General features: G+C 41.6%; 15 protein-coding genes and 2 tRNA genes. 7 read left to right on the top strand and 10 right to left on the bottom strand.

Going from position 1 to position 19,146, the window contains the following annotated elements:
* Positions 1 to 207: 207 nt before the first annotated feature.
* Entirely contained in the window at positions 208 to 1,200 is a 993-nt protein-coding gene (locus VRU48_RS06410; protein WP_330107090.1) for a GlxA family transcriptional regulator, read from the bottom strand.
* Between the two features lie 171 nt (positions 1,201 to 1,371).
* Between VRU48_RS06410 and VRU48_RS06405 the strand changes: the two genes are divergently transcribed.
* Positions 1,372 to 1,677 carry an EthD family reductase gene (locus VRU48_RS06405; protein ID WP_330107089.1) on the top strand — a complete coding sequence of 102 codons (306 nt, stop codon included), beginning with the start codon at positions 1,372 to 1,374 and terminating at the stop codon, positions 1,675 to 1,677.
* 44 nt (positions 1,678 to 1,721) lie between these two features.
* The gene (locus VRU48_RS06400; protein WP_330107088.1) at positions 1,722 to 2,645 is read left to right on the top strand and encodes an SRPBCC family protein; all 924 of its coding nucleotides are present in this window, start codon (positions 1,722 to 1,724) and stop codon (positions 2,643 to 2,645) included.
* Between the two features lie 138 nt (positions 2,646 to 2,783).
* Here the strand turns inward: VRU48_RS06400 and VRU48_RS06395 are convergent, their stop codons facing one another.
* The 3 genes from VRU48_RS06395 to VRU48_RS06385 all read right to left on the bottom strand — a co-directional run bounded on the left by VRU48_RS06395 (position 2,784) and on the right by VRU48_RS06385 (position 5,051).
* Entirely contained in the window at positions 2,784 to 3,065 is a 282-nt protein-coding gene (locus VRU48_RS06395; RefSeq protein ID WP_330107087.1) for a chaperone modulator CbpM, read from the bottom strand.
* An 8-nt stretch (positions 3,066 to 3,073) separates the two neighbouring features.
* Positions 3,074 to 3,985 (bottom strand): J domain-containing protein, encoded by a 912-nt coding sequence (locus VRU48_RS06390; RefSeq protein ID WP_330107086.1) that lies wholly within the window; start codon positions 3,983 to 3,985, stop codon positions 3,074 to 3,076.
* A gap of 112 nt (positions 3,986 to 4,097) precedes the next feature.
* Positions 4,098 to 5,051 carry a Dyp-type peroxidase gene (locus tag VRU48_RS06385; protein ID WP_330107085.1) on the bottom strand — a complete coding sequence of 318 codons (954 nt, stop codon included), beginning with the start codon at positions 5,049 to 5,051 and terminating at the stop codon, positions 4,098 to 4,100.
* 631 nt (positions 5,052 to 5,682) lie between these two features.
* Here VRU48_RS06385 and VRU48_RS06380 point away from each other — a divergent pair.
* The 3 genes from VRU48_RS06380 to VRU48_RS06370 are packed head-to-tail and all read left to right on the top strand — an operon-like array spanning position 5,683 to position 11,923.
* Positions 5,683 to 8,886: an N-6 DNA methylase gene (locus tag VRU48_RS06380; RefSeq protein WP_330107084.1), complete on the top strand. Its 3,204-nt coding sequence runs from the start codon at positions 5,683 to 5,685 to the stop codon at positions 8,884 to 8,886.
* Complete coding sequence (locus VRU48_RS06375; protein WP_330107083.1) at positions 8,883 to 9,344, top strand: DUF6932 family protein; 462 nt, start codon at positions 8,883 to 8,885, stop codon at positions 9,342 to 9,344. Before VRU48_RS06380 ends, VRU48_RS06375 begins: the two co-directional genes overlap by 4 nt.
* Positions 9,344 to 11,923 carry a DEAD/DEAH box helicase family protein gene (locus VRU48_RS06370; protein WP_330107082.1) on the top strand — a complete coding sequence of 860 codons (2,580 nt, stop codon included), beginning with the start codon at positions 9,344 to 9,346 and terminating at the stop codon, positions 11,921 to 11,923. The genes VRU48_RS06375 and VRU48_RS06370 overlap by 1 nt, the downstream gene beginning before the upstream one ends.
* Before the next feature lie 163 nt (positions 11,924 to 12,086).
* Here the strand turns inward: VRU48_RS06370 and VRU48_RS06365 are convergent.
* From VRU48_RS06365 to VRU48_RS06355, 3 genes are all read right to left on the bottom strand, one after another.
* Positions 12,087 to 12,171 (bottom strand) — tRNA-Leu (locus VRU48_RS06365).
* A gap of 54 nt (positions 12,172 to 12,225) precedes the next feature.
* A tRNA-Gly gene (locus tag VRU48_RS06360) sits at positions 12,226 to 12,298 on the bottom strand.
* Between the two features lie 124 nt (positions 12,299 to 12,422).
* Positions 12,423 to 12,914: a regulatory protein RecX gene (locus VRU48_RS06355; RefSeq protein WP_330107081.1), complete on the bottom strand. Its 492-nt coding sequence runs from the start codon at positions 12,912 to 12,914 to the stop codon at positions 12,423 to 12,425.
* Positions 12,915 to 12,969: 55 nt separating this feature from the next.
* On the opposite strand from VRU48_RS06355, the gene VRU48_RS06350 reads away from it, so the two are divergent.
* Both VRU48_RS06350 and VRU48_RS06345 read left to right on the top strand, forming a co-directional pair.
* Complete coding sequence (locus VRU48_RS06350; RefSeq protein WP_330107080.1) at positions 12,970 to 15,435, top strand: bifunctional UDP-N-acetylmuramoyl-tripeptide:D-alanyl-D-alanine ligase/alanine racemase; 2,466 nt, start codon at positions 12,970 to 12,972, stop codon at positions 15,433 to 15,435.
* 9 nt (positions 15,436 to 15,444) lie between these two features.
* Complete coding sequence (locus VRU48_RS06345; RefSeq protein ID WP_330107079.1) at positions 15,445 to 16,035, top strand: DUF502 domain-containing protein; 591 nt, start codon at positions 15,445 to 15,447, stop codon at positions 16,033 to 16,035.
* Here VRU48_RS06345 and VRU48_RS06340 read toward each other — a convergent pair.
* The 3 genes from VRU48_RS06340 to VRU48_RS06330 form a co-directional block, all read right to left on the bottom strand.
* Positions 16,032 to 16,517 (bottom strand): hypothetical protein, encoded by a 486-nt coding sequence (locus VRU48_RS06340; protein WP_330107078.1) that lies wholly within the window; start codon positions 16,515 to 16,517, stop codon positions 16,032 to 16,034. The genes VRU48_RS06345 and VRU48_RS06340 overlap by 4 nt on opposite strands.
* Positions 16,518 to 16,754: 237 nt before the next feature.
* Entirely contained in the window at positions 16,755 to 17,540 is a 786-nt protein-coding gene (locus tag VRU48_RS06335; protein WP_330107077.1) for a PhzF family phenazine biosynthesis protein, read from the bottom strand.
* Positions 17,541 to 17,678: 138 nt separating this feature from the next.
* Positions 17,679 to 19,127 carry a glyceraldehyde-3-phosphate dehydrogenase gene (locus VRU48_RS06330; RefSeq protein WP_330107076.1) on the bottom strand — a complete coding sequence of 483 codons (1,449 nt, stop codon included), beginning with the start codon at positions 19,125 to 19,127 and terminating at the stop codon, positions 17,679 to 17,681.
* Between the last annotated feature and the right edge of the window lie 19 nt (positions 19,128 to 19,146).

Below are 19,146 nucleotides of genomic sequence, written 5' to 3'. Positions count from 1 at the left end.
TCTAGCAAAATTACCCTGATGCCTTTCGGTAAGGCGAATTTAGATTGTAAATAAAAGTGTAAACTTTGTAAAATAAAGCTTTTACATAGGTTTAGTAGCCCAAATTGCCTTCTCGGGAAATGGGAGTGTTATTTGTACGCGGAAAAGATGTGAGCTTGAGATTGGCTATCACATTTTGTAGTAACCGTAGGTAGGGTGTTTTTCCGATTAAACTACTCCATGTAGTTTGTTATACCTGTTCTTGTATGCCAAAGGCGACATGCCGGTAACCTTGCGAAATACCTCCCTAAATGCCTTCACATCGGCATAACCCACTTCATACATCACTTCGTTGATGGTCTTGCGCGAGGTTTCGAGTTCTTTCTTGGCCGATTCGATCTTTACCCTTTGCAGGTATTCGACAGGGGTATTGCCGGTTGCTTTGATAAACCTGCGGTCAAAACTCCTTCTGCCGACCCTGAATTTTTCCGAAAGCCGTTCCATGGATATCTTTTCGGAGAAGTTTTTTTCAATATATTCCTGTGCTTTGATAATAACTTCATCGCCATGATGCTTTTGCCCCGTGAAAATCACGAAGTCAGATTGCGCCTGCCGGTCGATATCAATTTGGAATACTTTGGAACAGTAGATGGCCGTTTGCCTATCATAATACTTTTCAACCAGGTAGATCAACAGGTTTAGAAAAGAATAGCCACCTCCATTGGTATAAATGCCCTGTTCGTCGGTAATGAGCTTTTCGGGCTTTAAATTTACCTTTGGAAACAGGTTTTTGAAATTCGTTGCGGCATTCCAGTGGATGGAGCAGCTTTTTTTGTCCAACAAACCTGTCGAGGCCAATAAGTAAGCCCCGGTGCACATGCTGGCAAGCTCGGCGCCTTTTTTATATTGTTCCGATATCCATTCTACGAGCAGTTCATTCAAGCCTTCCAGCTTTCTAAAGGCGGCCGCAATGGCAGGAACAATAATCAGATCGGTATGGCGAATGGCGCCTATATCTACCTGTGGCATGACCGTCAGTAATCCGTTTACAAAACTCGATTGTGCCGAAGCCCCCACCAGCTCGATTTCGAATACCGGTTCCTTGTCTTGCTTTTTGTAGTAGTTGTTGGCCTCTGTAAAAACATGATAGGCACCTACAATGCAGGATATGGTATTGGGGCCGGTTTGCGCATCGGGCACTAATAGGGTAAGATGTTTCATGCAAAAGAGTTTAAAATGAAACCGAACTATCGGATGCAACTGTTTGTTGTTTCAAAGTTAGGCAAATGCTCTGTCCAAATCAACCTCTCATAAAGTCTATTTTACACCCTTTTAAAGTGTTGTTGAGCCAATAACTTTGAGTTGTAACAAAACATAAACGGAATGGCCAGCATGATTGCTATCTATAAAACGCCAAAAGATATCGAGGCTTTTGACAAACACTATTTTGAGGTTCATGTGCCATTGGCCAAGGAACTTCCCGGATTGGTCAAATACGAAGTAGGCAACAGGCAAATCATGTCGACCACAGGCCATTCAGATGTGTACTGCATCGGTATCCTATATTTTGAAAGCCTAGATGCGTTGAAAAGCGCATTTGCTTCCGAACAGGGAAAAAAATGCGCAACCGACCGCAGGATTTTGGCTCCGGGCAATGATGATGTCCAGATTTATATATTCGACACCTTTGAGGTGTAAAAGCAAATGACAAAAAACAATTACCATTCAACAATAAACAAATTATGGAACAGCAGGATTTTACAACAACAATTACCGTAGATGCTACGCCGCAACAAGTATTCGATGCCATTACTAATGTGCGTGGATGGTGGTCGGAAAATATCGAAGGAAGCACCGATAAGCTCAACGGCGAATTTTTGTACCATTACCAGGATGTGCACCGTTGCAGGGTAAGGATTACCGAAATGCAGCCTGGTGTCAAAGTGGTCTGGCACATCCTTGATAATGATTTCAAGTTCACAACCGACAAAAGCGAATGGAAAGATACCCAGGTTATTTTTGAGATTACCGAAAAAAATGGTGGTACCGAATTGAAGTTTACACACCATGGCCTGGTTCCAGCTTATGAATGCTATGCGGTTTGTCGCGATGCATGGACCCACTATATACAGGATAGCTTAAAGAACCTGATTACAACCGGCAAAGGTAATGCAACACCCAAAGAAAAGGTGGCTGAAGCCGCCGTTCAGCCAGCACAAGAATCTGGTGAAACGGCTACCAAAAGCATTTGCCATAGGTTGCTGATAGGTGCTCCGGTCGAAAAAGTTTATTGGGCCCTAACTACGCAGGAAGGACTGGCAGGCTGGTGGACGCCCGATACTACGGCAAAGCCCGAAATAGGCTCGGTTTCGAGGTTTGGTTTTGGTCCGGATTATTTTAAAGAGATGGAGGTAACTGAATTAAAACCTTATCATCTTGTGAAATGGCGTTGCCTAAAGGCTTTTGAAGACTGGATTGGCACTACACTTACTTTTGAGCTTGAGCCACATCAAAAGGGATGTACGCTTTTGTTCCATCATGATGGTTGGGAAGCCTATACGCCAGAATTTGCTTCTTGTAGCTTTGATTGGGCGCTTTTTTTCAGAAGCTTGAAATTTCTCTGCGAAACGGGAAAAGGCTTTCCTTATCCGGAGTTCAATAAATAATTGGAACTGCAATTTCAAGGTGGCCATTGCGCTGTTGCGCAGTGGCTTTGTTGTGTTGCCAGGGTTTTAGGTGCTGTTTTAGCTAGGAGTTTCTATTGTTGCATAGACAGCATTTTAATATAGATTCTGATTTCAGAATCAGGCTTCGTGAGCTCCTTTTTTTAACTGTTTGATTTCTTGTTGCAACAGCTTTACGCGGTCAAGCAGGTGCGTAATTGCCTCAAGGCCTTCCATGTTGATTTCTAGCTCATAATGAAGATGTACAAACCTTTCAAAATCTCCAAGGTGCTCAAAATAGATTTCATAGCCCTTTTTTGATTTTACCAAGCTCAATAAGCCATGATCGTTTAAGGCATATATAAAATCTGCCTCGACTTCGTAATGCAGGCACAGCTGGTCGATGGATATTTTTTTACTCATAGCCATAATTAACTGATGTGGCGTTCTGCTGCCAATTGATTAAACAATTCTTTCTCTTTTTCCGATAGGTTTTTGGGAATCTCGATTTCATAGGTTAAATATAGATCGCCAAAATCACCTTCTTTTTTATACACAGGCATGCCTTTTCCTTTTAATCGCACCTTTGTGCCGTTTTGCGTTTCTGGGGCAATTTTTAATTTGACCGCACCGGCTAAGGTATTGAGGGTTTGGTCGCCACCCAGCATTGCCTTGTAGAGCGCCAAGGGCTGGTTCACATAGAGGTCGTTGCCTTTGCGTACAAAATCCGTATTGTTGCTGATATGGAAGGTAATGTAAAGATCGCCTTTAGGCCCTCCATTTGTGCCGTCACCTCCGTAGCCGGTAATCTTTATTTCCTGTCCGTCTTCAATTCCGGCAGGCACCGTAATCCGTATATTTTTGCCATCAACTGTAAATGTTTGCTTCTGGGTTTTAAAAACATCGGTTAAGTTCAGCTGAACGGATGCCCTGTAATCGTGCCCTTTGAACTGTGTTCTGCGACCGCCACCACGATTGCCGAACATGGACGCGAAAAAATCAGAATAATAGCCATCATCGCCTTCAAATGAATAACGTTCGCCACCTTGGCCAAACGGATTCCCTTGGCTATAACTTTGCGATTGTTGCTGACGGCGTGCTTCTTCGTGTTGTTCCCCGTGTTTCCAGTTGGCGCCATACTGGTCGTATTTTTTTCTTTTTTCTGGATCGCTTAGTACTTCATTGGCCTCATTAAGTTGCTGAAAAAGCTTTTCGGCTTCTGCATCATCAGGATTGAGGTCAGGGTGATGCTTCCTGGCCAGCTTGCGGTAAGCCTTTTTGATGTCATCTGCGGTTGCATTTTTGTCTACGCCCAGGGTTTTGTAGTAATCAACGTATTCCATTCTCTGAATATAATTACTTATCTATAATACTAATTTATGCACTAATCTAATCAATAGCACTACTTGTAAACAAATAATTGAACCTATTCGCAACCAATGATTTCCATTTGCATCAGCCTCCAAATTCATCAAGCATATCCAAGCTCGGCGCAAAGAACAAAGACCCCGTTTTCGCGGTGCTAAAATCCAGTATACGGTCGTAATTTCCTGCCGGATTGCCGATAAACATGTTGTTCAGCATTTTCTCTACGGTGCTGAAAGTACTGGCATAACAAATAAAATAGGTGCCCATTTCATTGCTGCCCACATTTCCGAAAGGCATATTATCTCGCACCACCTTAAAATCGTCGCCAACGTTGGCCAAGGCAATGTGCGAGTTTTTGGGCTTTACTTCATCGCTCATTTCAATGTCCTGATCTTTAGAACGGCCTATTATTTTTTCCTGTTCTTCTACAGAAAGCGATTTCCAAGCATTGAGGTTATGGATGTATTGCTGCACGAAGAGGTAACTTCCGCCTCGATAAGAAAGGTCATCGTCGCCAACAATGGCAAAATGCTCCCGATCTGCACCATGCGGATTTTCGGTGCCATCTACAAAGCCTAAAATAGACCTGCTATCCCAATAACGAAATCCTTGCACCTCTACTACGCAATCGGCAACGGGGCTCATAAATTCGGAAATAGTTGAAGACATATCGTAAGCAAGGCTCTTGTTGTCTGCCCTGATATGGAAATGCAAGTCGCCTTTGGTGCTTACCGCCGTATGTTTGCTGCCGGTTATTGGCTCAAACCTTTTCAATTCTTTGGGCAGGGGCTGAGGCAGGCTAAGCTGTAGCCATGCGTCATATCCAATACCCATTACGCAACTGGCTTTTGAATCGGGGAAACGGTCTAACGCCGAGTTGTTCAGGTTGATAACCAAGGCGCATATTCCCTGAAAAGCCGATTTGATTTTTGCTGGATCGGCATTTTCCTTAAAATTCCAAACAAGAAAATAAGTATTGTTATTTGGATAGTCTGTAACGTTCTGTGCGTTATATGGTTTGGAAAAAGAATTAGTCGTCATCTGTTTGATTTATGTCAATCAAATTTAAGAAATGGGAGTGAGTAATAACATAAGACCGCTTTTTTGAATCGCAGGTTAGGATATTTTTTTCGCTAATTACCATAAGTGGCGATTTACTATTCCGAACTCATGTTTAATCCACTAAGTGTTCTTGGGGATATCGACAGCTCCCAGTCAAAGCGCTTGGAAATGACATGATCTCCATGAAAATAAACGTGATACTTTTTCTTGAACAGATGGTGGACTTTAAATATGTCCATGTTTCTGGCTTTAAACTGATTGATTTATAACGCAAAAAGCCCGCTAATTTAGCGGGCTTTTTTGTCCTGAATTTTCAATATATTTTAGAAAATTCTATCTGTACTCCAAAAGATACAGATTTCGGAACATTTTTATAGTGATTTAGAAATTTTATCCAGCCTAACAGCTTGAAAGGCATTTTTTGAATAGGACGAAGGGGAAAATATCCAAACGTTATGTCACTTTACAGTCTCATTATAACGAATTCTTTAAATCTTTATTTATGGTTTGCTAAAGTGTAATATGGATGTTTGGCTAAACAAATCAAGCCCTGGATTTAACTAATTGTCAAAAACATTTCATATGTTGATTAATAAAAACATTAATTTTGATGTTTACAAAAAATATGAGCCGTTCGACAGTACATTACGCAGACAATAAAACAAACAATGCTTTAAAAAAGCTACATAATAAGCTACGACCAGCAGGAACGCCTGTTCAACGAGTTGAATATATTATTGAACTATTATTGCTTCGAATTTTTGAAACCAAAATCAAGCAGGACGAAGAATTTAGGCCATTACGCAAACTCTTTTCGGCTGAATACAAATGGAAAAATCCTAAAAAGGGTGCCGATGCGCCAGAAGAAACAAACGTAAACCGTTTGTTCTCTTATTTGCCGACCGTCTCAAACGACCAAATTTTATCTGAACTCAACGACAATTTCTTTCCTTTCTATTCAAGCATTCTGAATAGCGCGAGGCAAGTGTTTGAGGGAAACCTTCCGCAGAAAGTACAAGACCAATTGGTTTTAATTGAAGAAGTTTTCAGCAATTCCAATTTCACCAACAATGTAAACAGCGGAAACCTTGGCGAAGTAATCAGCATTGTTGCCAACGACATTGAAGAAGCAAGGCTTTTGAAAACCGACCTTTTAGGTGATGCCATTGAATCGGCTTTGAGCGAAACAGGCGGAACAAAAGATGTGGGACTATTCCGTACACCCGATCATATTCGCCAATTTATGACGGCTATGATCGAGCCGACATTTGATGATATAATTTTTGATCCTGCTTGTGGTACTGGTGGTTTTTTGTTTGACGCGTTTGAATTTGTAATGCGAAGAGTTGACCCCAACCGTGAATGGCCGGGTGAAAAAGCTCATTCGGAATTATCAGCTTGGTTTGACGAATATTTTAAAGTCAACCAATTAGACTTTCCAAGTATTGAACAGACCACACAATTTTACAGAAGCGGTGTAACGGGTATTGAATATTTGGGAATGATTCGCAAGATGGCGGCCATCAACTTTTATGTTCGGGGCTTAAACCCTGCCAACATTGAGCAAGGCGACAGTTTGGCAAAATACAGACCCGTAACCGACCACAAAAGTAAATCGGTTATTTTGGCTAATCCACCTTTTGGCGCACAACGTGACCAGGAAAGTTACCCTGATGTATGGGGTGAATATTCCAAAGAATCGGAAACTACCATTTTGTTTGTGAAGCTAATGTTTGAGCAACTCATAGAAGGTGGCAAATGTGCGGTTGTTGTTTCAGAAGGTTTCCACGCTTGGGACCAGTTTAGTGCAAAGGCTTTGCGTAAAATGTTATTGGATGAAGCACAACTGAAAGCAGTAATTTCTTTGCCACAAGGTTTGTTTGTGAGTAAAAGCGGACAAGGTCCAAAAACATCAATTCTCATTTTCGAAAAAGGCGGAAAAACAGACTGGACTTGGTTTTACAAAATAACCAACGATGGTTATACAATGGGGACCAACCGCAAAGAGCAAAAAGGAAATCAACTCATTGAATGTTTAACGCTCTGGCACGAATATGTAAAACACGGCAAGCAACCGCCTGAAACCAAAAATCAATTTTGTATTCCTGCCGATTGGATTAAAACGCTTGACCCACGCATAAAAGAGAAAATCCGCACAGAAACCCGTGCTGATATGGAAACCAAAGGTAAAATTGAAAGAGAGAAAAAAGAAGCCGAACTCGACAAGAAAATAAAAGCCAAAAAGGCTACGGAAGCAGACAAGTCAATGGAATTGAAAACATTTGACCAAATGCTGGAAAACCGCATACAAAACGAAATTGCCAAACGCATTGACAAGGCGCACAACTATTCGTTTAACCTTGCCAACTACAAAAGCGCCATTAGCGAAAGCCAAATTGTAGAATGGACAGCAGCTCTTAAACATATTCAGTCAAACGGAGCAACGACCGTAGAAGAAGTGTATAAAAAGCTAACGAATAGCAAACCCGAAAACATTTTACCTTATTTGGTAAAACTTCACCTAAATAATGCACTTGAAGCCGACATTGCCCGTGAATATGTAAGTAATTTAGATAATGACCTCATTGCAAAACATAAGGAACTAAATGTGATAAAAGAGATTCTAAAAAGCGGTGCAAAATATCCGATGGTGAAATTGAAAGACTATCTGATATTGAATGAAAACAAAATAAAGCCAAATAAAAATCCTAATGTAACTTACAAAGTTCTAGGTGTAAGCAATGAAGTAGGTATTTTCTTAAACGAAAAACTACAAGCCGAAGAAACCAACCAAAATTATTTTGTAGTGGCAAAGAATGAATTTTGCTATAACCCATACAGAATAAATGTGGGGAGTATAGGCTTAAATACTAATGATTACGACAACCAAATTATAAGCGGTGCTTACATTGTTTTTGCTTGCAAGGAAGATGAACTAAACCCAAAATATTTAGATACACTTTTCAAAAGCAAAGGCTTTTTGAATTATGTAAACGACAAAGCCAATGGCGGAGTGCGTATGAACTTTAAGTTTGAATATATGGAAGCTTGGGAAATTCCCTTGCCTTCTCTTGACGAACAAAATGCCATTGTGGCCAAAATTGAAAAACAAAAAGCGATTATTGATGGAACGGAAAAAATTGTTTCTTGCTGGAGTGTTGATATAGATTCATACCTATCGCAGTATGATTTTTCGCAAAAGCCAATTTCAGATTTAATAGTTGATTCACTTTATGGTTCTTCTGAAAAAGCCGATTATCAACAAGAAGGTTACAATGTTTTAAGAATAGGAAATATTGGTTTTTGTGATTTCAAACTCAATAACATTAAGAAATCAGTCTTATCAGAAAAAGACTTTAAAAAATATGAATTAAAGAAAGGAGACTTTTTAATTGTTCGGTCAAATGGCAATCCAAATCTTGTAGGTAAATGTGCTGTTTGGGATTCTGATTTGCAATTTATTTATGCTTCGTACTTGATAAGATTTAGATTCAAATCAGAAGAAATCAATCCCCGATATGTAATGTATTTCTTGATGAGTGAAAAAGGTAGAAATTTGTTAACCCCGACTGCTGGTGGTGGAACCTACAATATAAGTGCTACCGATTTTCAAAAAGTACAAATATCTTATCCAAGTCCAGAAATTCAAACCCAAATTGTTGCTGAATTAGATGCACAAATGGAAGTGTTGAAAGGCTTATTAAAAATGAAATCTGAAGCCCAAAAGAAAATCAACCAATTATTAGCAGATGCTTGGGGCGTTGAGTTTGTTGAACCAGTTGAGGAAGAAATTAAGGCGGAGGTTGAACAATGAGAGAAAGGGAGTTTCCGCCATTGTTAGCTAATGGATTTAAAGATATCACAGAGGCAGAGCTACATAAAGAGTTTGTTGCACCGTTTAATTATCAAGCCGAAGACCACAGGAGTAATTTACTTATTGGATTTGGTAGTTTCCTTAACGAGTTCAAAACGTTAGACATAACAGCAGAAGTTTGGATTGATGGTTCTTTTGCAACCACAGCACCAGACCCTTCTGATATCGATGTTGTGTTTTATTTCAAGCCTGAAGAAGTTGATTCACTTGAACAAGAGAAGAAAGAAAAATTTGAAAGATTGTTTCAATCGAGAAGGTTTATGAAAAACCTATATAATGTTGAGGTATTTTATGGAATGGTTGGTAGCGATTACGATTATAATCAGTGGAACTATGTTTTTGGAACTTGTTACGACAACAAAACACCCAAAGGCATTTTTAGAATGAGATATAACTAATGAAGATAGAAGAAATATTACAGACAATAAAAACATTTGAGGAAACCCTCAAACGTTATAAATCGGATTTAGAAAAAAATCCAGGTAGTACTTTCTATTCTGGATTAGTAAAAAACACAGAGGAATATATTAAAGAATTGAAAGGTGAACTCAAACAGCAGAAGTTAGATGAAAATATTGGCAAAGTATTTACAGGCAACGGAAAGAAAATAAACGAAGCCACTTCTACGGATTTGCCAATTATTTTAAAACTGGTGAATGAATATGGCTGGAAAGTTGGCGATACTTTATTGTATCAGCAGATTTACGATATTCCTGAAAATCTAAAAAGGGATTATCCGAATCTTAAAAACATTCGCCCTGATATTGTTTTACAAGATTTGAACGGTGAAGTTTTAGCCGTTATTGAAAACAATCTTGATAAAGAAAACAAAGACTTATTGAAATTGCGTACCGTAATCACGCATTTGCTTAAACCCCGTTTTCTGTATGCTTGCAGTGCCGAACGCATTTTGTTTTACGACAATGCCTGGAAAGGCTTAGATGCAGGTGAATTTAAGCAAGTAACCAACTTTATGAGCTTGGAAGAAATGAGGCTCAAAGTTGAACAACAGAAAAAAATTGCTTCCAACAAAGAAATAACCATTGACACCACTATTGCAGGCGGTTTTGACCCTACCATTGGCAAAGAACGCTATTACCAATTGCAATGTATTCGCACAATCATAGAAAACTACAAAGCAGGCAAACAAAAAATGCTTATTCATATGGCAACAGGTTTGGGTAAAACCCGTACAGCCGTTGCCTTGGTAAAAGCATTATTAGGAAGTGGTTTAACGAAGCGAATTTTGTTTGTGGTGGACAGGAGAATGTTAGCCAAACAATCCGTTGATGATGGCTTTGCTTTAATCAGCCGAGAGCACACAAGCAGTTGGATAACGACTTCAAATTTTAGAGCAAGGAAACATGCCAGCATTCACGTTGTGGTTATTGACACATTAGAATTAATCCACAGCGATTTGCCTTCCAACTTTTACGATTTAATTATTGTGGACGAGTGCCACAGAAGCATTAACGTAAACAGAAAATTAATCTTCGACCATTTTCTTTGTCCGAGAGTTGGTTTAACAGCTACACCACGCATAGTCACGGCCAAAGAAGGAACAGAAGTTGACGAAGAAGATTTGGCAATCATTGACACATACAAACTGTTTGGTTGTGAAACAGGAGAACCTGATTTTCAATTTGATATGGACAGGGGAATTAGTGAAGGTTTCCTAGCACCATACAAGCCGATAGAATTACTATCATCACTCGTACAAGAAGCTGAAGAAAATGGAATTACTTTCGACCATGTTTTAGAGCCACAAGAAAAATATGTTATTGCATTAGGAGCAGAAAAGAAACTGAAATTAGAGCAACTTAACCGCAAATTCATTTCAGAAGAAAACTGTTTGCGAATAGCCGAAGAACTTAAAAAGAACACACAATACGGAGAGAAAGTAATTCTGTTTGGCGTTAGTCAGGCACATTGCATCGAGTTAGCCAAAGCAATAAATAAAGTTTTTGAAAAAGACCTTTCCGAAAAACCCTATTACGCAGAAGCAGTCATTTCAGAAAACAACGAGCTGAACGAAACGCTGAAAGCTTGGTTTAAAAAGCCCTATCAAAAACCGTATGTAGTTACTTCGGTGGACATTTTAAGCACAGGCGTTGACATTCCTTGCGTTCGTTACATTGCATTTGCGGGTTTGACAAAATCAGTTGGTAAATACATTCAAATGGTTGGACGTGGTACACGCCTTGACCCAAAAACAGGTAAATTCAGTTTCACCGTTTTGGACTTCGTTGGTTTGTGCAGGCGAATGGAAGACAATGGAAAAGGAACGCTGAAAGAAAACAAGAAAATTGTAAAGCCAGGCAACCAAAAACCAAAGGTACCAGGAACACCACAACCAAAGGGCGATTACTTTTTAATTGACAATCCCGACCCTGCTCATTTAATTCAGCGAGTAGAAATTCATGGAGATACAATTATTGTAAAAGACAATATTCCAATTGAAGAAGCCAAACGAATATTTGAAGAAGAATTAAAGAAAACACAAGAGCCAGTAATCGCAGACTTGAAAGAGAAAGCCAAACAAGACGACTATCAGCCAACAGACCAAGAAATGGCTAAACTGCTTGACTGGTTAAGCAAACCGAACACATTCCTTGACGAAGGTCATTTGCAAAAAATGTATGATTTTCCTGAAGGTTCAGCTTGGGATTTCTTACTTCATGCCTTGGGCAAAAAGAAAATCCCGACTCCGAAAGAACGCATCGAAAAGAACTATCTCTCGTATATACATACCTATAACTTTACGGATGAACAAATAATTGTACTGAAAAAAATTAAAGACGTGTTTACTTCCAATCTTGCATCTAAACGTACAATTGACGAAAAGGAAATTTTTGGAAATCCTATTTATGAAAAACTTATCGGTTCTTATAATGACATAAATAAAAAGTTTGACGGTAAATTCAACTTAGTTATTAATGATCTAAAGAAAACCTTTCAAGGAGGTTTATATCATTAGATATGTAGAAATAATAGTATTCCTAAGAACTTATTGGAACATCAAAAAACAATCAATAACGATTCTTGAACTCTTTTTGAATTCCGCTTAATCAAGGGCTTGTTAAATTGGAAGTAAAACATAAAAAAACTCGGTAGGTTCACGTACCTACCGAGTTTCAATGTACTCAGAGCGGGAATCGAACCCGCACGCCTGTTGAGGGCACAGGATTTTAAGTCCTGCGTGTCTACCAGTTCCACCATCTGAGCAAGCTTGGTAAAGCTATTTAATGTTAAATGCCTTCCGGTGAGGAAGGCATTTAGAGCGAAAGACGAGATTCGAACTCGCGACCCCGACCTTGGCAAGGTCGTGCTCTACCAACTGAGCTACTTTCGCATGATGTAAACATCCTCCGATGTTTCCCCGAAGTTGGCCTTTTTTGTAGTGCGTTTCTCCGTTTGGGTTTGCAAATATAAACAGATTTATATTCCCGTCAACATTTTTTTAATAAAAAATTGGCTTACTCACTTAAGTTATTGGCTTTCAGTGCAAGAAAAATTAAATCTTTTTCATAGCCTTTGCCCATAAGGTAGTTTAATAGCTTATATTTTTTTTTGAAGGGATCTTTTTCGGTCAATGTTTTTTCTTTTTTAAGCACGGCTTGGCATAAATCTTCAAAATATTTGTCGCCATCTAAACTGTTCAGCGCTTTTTGGATCAGCTTATCCGGAACCTTTTTCAGCTTAAGGCCTTGTTTGATTTTGAGTTTTCCCCATTTTTTGATGTTGGCCTTGCCCGAAGCATAGGCCAGGGCAAACCTTTCTTCGTTCAAAAAGTTGTTTACAATGAGTTCGCCTATGATTTCTTCTACCTCGCTCGGCTTCAGTTGCCAGTCGTAAAGCTTGTTGCGTACTTCCTGTTGCGACCGCTCCTGATAGGCACACCAGCTTTCGGCTTTAGCCAATGCCGTTTTTTTATCTAAAATCAATGGCTTTTCTTGGGGACTTTTCATAATTAAATGCTGAAATTCGTAAAAAATAACAGCAATCCTGTATTTTTCTGCTACAATGAGTCAAGAACAATATCCTATAGCCCATATTGCCCAAATTTTAGGCGCCAAGGCCCAGCTTTCTTCGCCAACTACTATTATTACGCAGTTGCTGACCGATAGCCGTACACCTATCGATCCGGAGGCTTCGCTGTTTTTTGCCCTCAAGGCCCAGCGCGATGGACATCAGTTTATAGCCAGCGCCTATCAGCATGGTTTGCGCAATTTTATGGTTTCTGATGTTGTAGATGCTTCGGCCTATCCCGATGCTAATTTTTTGCAGGTAGACGACGTGCTGAAAGCCTTGCAGCAATTGGCTATGGCACACCGAAAAACCAGCCAGCTTAAAGTAATAGGCATAACCGGCAGCAATGGCAAAACCATCATCAAAGAATGGCTGTATCAGTTGTTGGCGCCAGATTTCAATATTGTACGCAGTCCCAAAAGCTTTAACTCGCAGATAGGGGTGCCACTTTCGGTTTGGCAGATTAATGCATCGCACGATTTAGGCATTTTCGAAGCCGGAATATCCAGAAAAGGAGAAATGGAAGTGCTGGCCGAGATCATTGCGCCAACCATAGGCATACTGACCAATATTGGCGAGGCCCATGCCGAAGGTTTTGAAAACAACAAGGAAAAACTCAACGAAAAGCTGAAGCTGTTTAAAGATGTAGAGCTTTTGGTGTATTCGCCAACTTACACAGCAGGCATTAAAGAAGCAGACTTGCCCGGCAAAGCCAAATTTTCGTGGAGTACTTCCGCGTCGCAACCTGCCGACTTGCAGATTTCCTTTATCGAACCCATAGAAGGCAGAAACTATATCCGGGCCATTTACCAGCATAAGGAAATAGAATGCCTCATTCCGTTTAGCGATAAGGCTTCTGTCGAAAATGGCATTATTTGTTGGGCTACGTTGTTGGCCCTAGGTTATACACCCCAAGAAGCCGACCTGCGCCTAGAAAAACTTACTTCGGTAAGCATGCGATTGGCCTTGATCAACGGCATTGAAAACTGTTCGGTGATTGACGATTCGTATAGTGCCGATATTTCGTCGCTGGCTATAGCGCTCGATTTTTTGAACCAACAGAACCAGCATCCCAAGAAAACACTCATTTTGTCTGATATTTACGAAAGCGGTAAGACCAACGAAGTGCTTTACGCCGAAATAGCCGCTTTGCTGGCACAGAAAAACCTGAACCGCTTGATCGGTATTGGTCCCCATATTTCGGCATTTGCCGATTTGTTTAAGTTAGAAGCCTCGTTTTACGAAAGCACGCAGGATTTTATCGCGCAACTGCCGGCTATCCATTTTGCCAACGAAACCATTTTGGTAAAGGGCGCAAGAAAATTTGGTTTCGAGCGCATCAGTAAACTGCTGACACAGAAAATCCACGATACCGTTCTCGAAATCAATCTCAATGCCATGCTGGGCAACCTGCAGTTTTACCGCTCCAAACTAAAGCCCGGCGTAAAAACCATGGCCATGGTCAAGGCTTTTTCTTATGGCAGTGGTAGTTTTGAAATTGCCAACCTGTTGCAGTACCACAAAGTAGATTACCTGGCCGTAGCGTATGCCGACGAAGGCATAGCCCTGCGCAAAGCGGGTATTAGCCTACCCATTATGGTGATGAGCCCAGAGCCGTCGGCATTTGAGGCGATGCTCAGCTACCAACTGGAACCCGAAATTTATAGCGCCGCCATATTAAAAAGCTTTATGCATTTTCTGCCGGCTGCTGTTACCGATTTCCCGATTCACATCAAGCTCGACACCGGCATGCATCGCTTGGGGTTTGAAGCCCACGAAATGCCCGAACTGATTGCCTTGCTGAAAGATAGCGCGCAGCTGAAAATCGTTTCGGCCTTTACCCATTTGGTAGCTACCGACGATGCCCAGCACGATGGCTTTACCGAACAGCAATTGGCTAGTTATGCCTCGCTTTATGAAGAACTGGCCCAAGGCATTGGCTATAGGCCAATCAGGCATGCCCTGAACACTTCTGGAATTACGCGCTGGCCAACGGCGCATTTCGACATGGTTCGCGTGGGCATTGGCCTGTACGGATTTGACGGTGCCTTAAAAGACAACCGCGGTCTGCAAACCGTGGCTGTACTCAAAACCACGGTTACCCAGGTCAAAGAACTTAAACCGGGAGAAACGGTAGGCTACAGCAGAAGAGGGCTAATGCCTAACGGAGGAAAGATCGCCACGGTTAAAATCGGCTATGCCGATGGCTATACGCGCGATTTTGGCAATGGAGTAGGGCAAATGCTCATCCACGGCAAATTGGTGCCTACCATAGGCTCTATTTGTATGGATATGTGCATGCTCGATGTTACAGGTTTGGAGGTAAACACCGGCGACGAGGTCATTGTGTTTAACGAAACGCATGATATCGCTACCTTAGCCAACCAAATCGGTACTATTCCGTACGAAATCCTGACCAATATCTCGCAACGCGTAAAACGAGTTTATTTTTATGAGTAGCTTTGCGTTATGAACAAGATCGGAAAAGCTCTCTTAAATTACCTGATTAAAGGTTTGTTGGTTGTAGTGCCTATTGCGCTGAGCATTTTTATCGTGGTTTGGGCAGTTACTACGGTCGACAGTTGGTTAAACCTCAATAATTTTCTGGGCATCAATCCGGCTACGGGCGCCAACCGCAATATTCCGGGCCTGGGCCTGGCCTTGGTTATCGCCATTATTTTGATGGCCGGTATCTTTGTTACCAATTTCGTTACCGAGCCCATGTATAACTGGTTTCAACGCATGTTGAACCGTTTGCCTCTCATCAATTTTATCTTTTCATCCATTAAAGACCTGACCGAAGCCTTTGTGGGCGACGAGAAGAAGTTTAACCATCCGGTACTGGTAGAAGCAGAAGGCAACCTGAAAAAAATCGGGTTTTTAACGCAAAGCGATTTAAGCAAGCTCGATCTGCCGGGCGAAGCCATTGTTTATTTTCCGTTTTCGTATTCTTTTGCCGGACAAGTTTATATTGTAAGCAAAGACAAGATCAAGCCTTTAAACATGAGTGCTGCCGATGCCATGAAACTGGTGGTAAGCGGTGGCGTGAGCCATTTTTAATGGAGAATAATCGGGATGAGGATAATCAGGATCAAAAAGATAAACAAACGCGAGTGGAATTCCCTGATAAAAAGCCCGATCAATAAAAGTACTTCATCGTCGGTATTGGTGCTGATAACCCCGCTGCTGCTGTTCGAGTCAAACAAGATCTGTTTGCCCTGAAAACTGCCGACTGCCCATTTAGAATACCAGCCATTAGTAAAATTCCACATAAACTGTTCGCCAGAGCTCATGTTGATCGTGGCCTTGGTTTGCCATGAATTATAGTTGATGGTGCCGATCAGCTCTTGTTGCTGATTGAAGATTTGCGTAGTTGGGTTCAAAAAGCCCGAGGTTCTGAAATAATAACTCTGGCTGGTGCCTATGCCTTGGGCCTCGTTTTTCCAAGTGTTGAAAAGCAGGCTGTTTTTAATCTGTCCGTTGCTGAAGATTTGGTAGTTGCTTTCGAAAAAGCCTTTTGTCCAAGTGAGTATCGCATCCATAACCTAAGGAATTTATATACCTAATAGACAATTTTGGAGCCGATTAGTTACAGGGAAAGCATTTTTTTAGGCGATAGTTAATAGTCCATGGTTAATAGTCGATAGCCCATAGTTAATAGTCCATTGTCGATGGCCCATAGTTTAGATGCCTAGGGTATTGTCCTTACAAACAACTAATGCTCTAATCAGCTAATGAACCAATGAACTAATGAGCCAATGAACAAGTGAACCAATGAACTAAACATAAATCTCCCCCTTAAGATAAGTCACCGCCTTGCCCGACATCAATACGCGGTCGTCCTTAAGTTCGCACCACAGTTCGCCCCGCCTGGCCGATACCTGATAGGCGTGCAATTGGGTTTTGCCCAGTTTCGATGCCCAATAGGGGATGAGGTTGCAATGGGCCGAACCGGTAACCGGATCTTCGTTAACACCCGCTGCGGGAATGAAAAAGCGCGACACAAAATCGCTGTGGTCGCCTTTTGCCGTGGCAATCACACCCATCATGTCTATTTTGCCCAAAGCCACAAAATCGGGTTTTAAGGCCAGCACGTCGGCTTCGCTCTCGTAAACCAGCAGGTAGTCTCTCGAGTTCCATACTTCAATCGGGGGCTTGCCACCCATTGCAGCTAAGAGGCCTTCGGGTATTTGGCAATCCATTACAGGTCTCGACGGAAAATCAAGCGTATATAAATTCTCGTTTCTGGTTACGGTTAGGGTTCCTGCCTTTAGCGTGTGGAAATGGATGTGCGATTCGCGATGGCCCAATTCGGTAAAAAGAATGTGCGCCGTAGCCAAAGTAGCATGGCCACATAAATCTATTTCCAGTTCGGGCGTAAACCAGCGCAGTTCAAAGCTATCGCCCTGGGGTACAAAGAAAGCGGTTTCGGCCAAATTGTTTTCGGCAGCTATCTTTTGCATTTCTGGGGCGGGTAACCATGTTGCTAAAGGAACAACAGCAGCCGGATTGCCACCGAAAAGCCGATCGGTAAAAGCATCGACCTGAAATAGAGGAAGTTTCATGAAACGGAGATTGATCAGCTATAAAGATAAAAGATTTTACAAAAGAGCGGTGAGATTTGAGGCCTACGGCAGTAAAATATTACCGTATTTAGCTCAAATCTCACCGCTCAAATCTCACATTTCAAATGTGAGAAACGACTAATAATAGGTCAGCCTTACTACGCCAGCCAATTTTTTGGCCAAGCGGATTACCTGACGGGTGTAGCCATATTCGTTGTCGTACCAGGTATAAAGTACGATGGATTTGTTGTCGCGGGCAATAATGGTAGCCGGGCCATCAACAATCGAAGCGTGGCTGTTGCCGATCAAGTCGGTGCTTACCAGCTCGTTCGAAATCGAATATTCCAGCTGTTCAGACAAATCGCCAAAAAGAGAAGCCTGTTTAAGTACACTTTCTACCTCTTCTTTCGAGGTGGTTTTGTCTAAAGAAAGGTTTAAAATGGCCAATGAAACGTTTGGTGTAGGTACGCGTACCGCATTGCCGGTTAGTTTGCCACCCAAATGCGGAATAACCTTAGCAACCGCCTTGTCTGCACCAGTTTCGGTAATCACCAGGTTTAATGCGGCAGAACGTCCGCGACGGTATTTTTTATGATAGTTGTCCAACAGGTTTTGGTCGTTGGTGTACGAATGGACTGTTTCGATATGTCCTTTTTCAATACCAAAAGCACTGTCTATAACCTTAAGTACCGGCACAATGGCATTGGTGGTACAAGAAGCATTAGAAAAGATATTTTCGGTTTCGTAGTTAAAATCAGCATCGTTAATGCCGGTTACGATATTCGGGATATCGCCTTTGGCCGGAGCGGTTAGCAAAACCTTGGCAATGCCTTTGGCGTTCAGGTGTCTTCCCAAGCCATCGTGGTCGCGGAAAACGCCGGTATTGTCAATCAACAAAGCATCGTGGATGTCGTAGGCCGTATAATCAACGTCCTCAGGGTTTTTGGCCACGATGATGTAAATGGTTTGTCCGTTTACAATCAATGCCTTGTTCTCAAAATCCTCGATAATGGTGCCGTTAAAAGGACCATGTATCGAATCGGTACGCAACAGTTCGGCTCTTTTAATCAGTTCCTCGTCGCTATAGCTGCGGGTAACAATAGCCCTTAAACGCAGTTGTTCGCCTTTGCCAGCCTGTACAATCAGTTCGCGGGCAGCAATGCGGCCAATGCGGCCAAAACCATAAAGCACTACGTCTTTGGGTTTGAGGCTGATTTTGTCTTTGCCGATGTGGTTGCCCAATTTGCTGATGATGAAATCGTGCATAGAAGAATGGCTGTTGTTTTCGTCGAGCCACTCGGCTGCCAAACGGCCAACGTCTATGCGCGAGGGAGCAATGTTGCATTTCGAAATGGTCAAGGCCAGTTCGAGCGTTTCGTAAATGGAAATGTCTTTTCCACTTACTTCTTTGGCATACTGGTGGTAAGCCAAGATTTCGCTGCTTCCTACATCGAATAGGGGTTTACGGAAAAGGACAAGTTCGATAGACCGATCAAACCATAGGTGCCCCACTGCGCTGATGAGCTCGAGCGCTTTTTTCTCCTTTTCAATCCAGTTTTGAAACTCTGATTGATATTTGTTTAACATACAAGAAATTTGATTTGGT

It is taken from the genome of Pedobacter albus, from assembly GCF_036324255.1.
GTDB classification, from domain to species: domain Bacteria; phylum Bacteroidota; class Bacteroidia; order Sphingobacteriales; family Sphingobacteriaceae; genus Pedobacter; species Pedobacter albus.
Note: the sequence above shows the minus strand (reverse complement) of the source record. Positions and strands in the feature narration are given on the sequence as shown.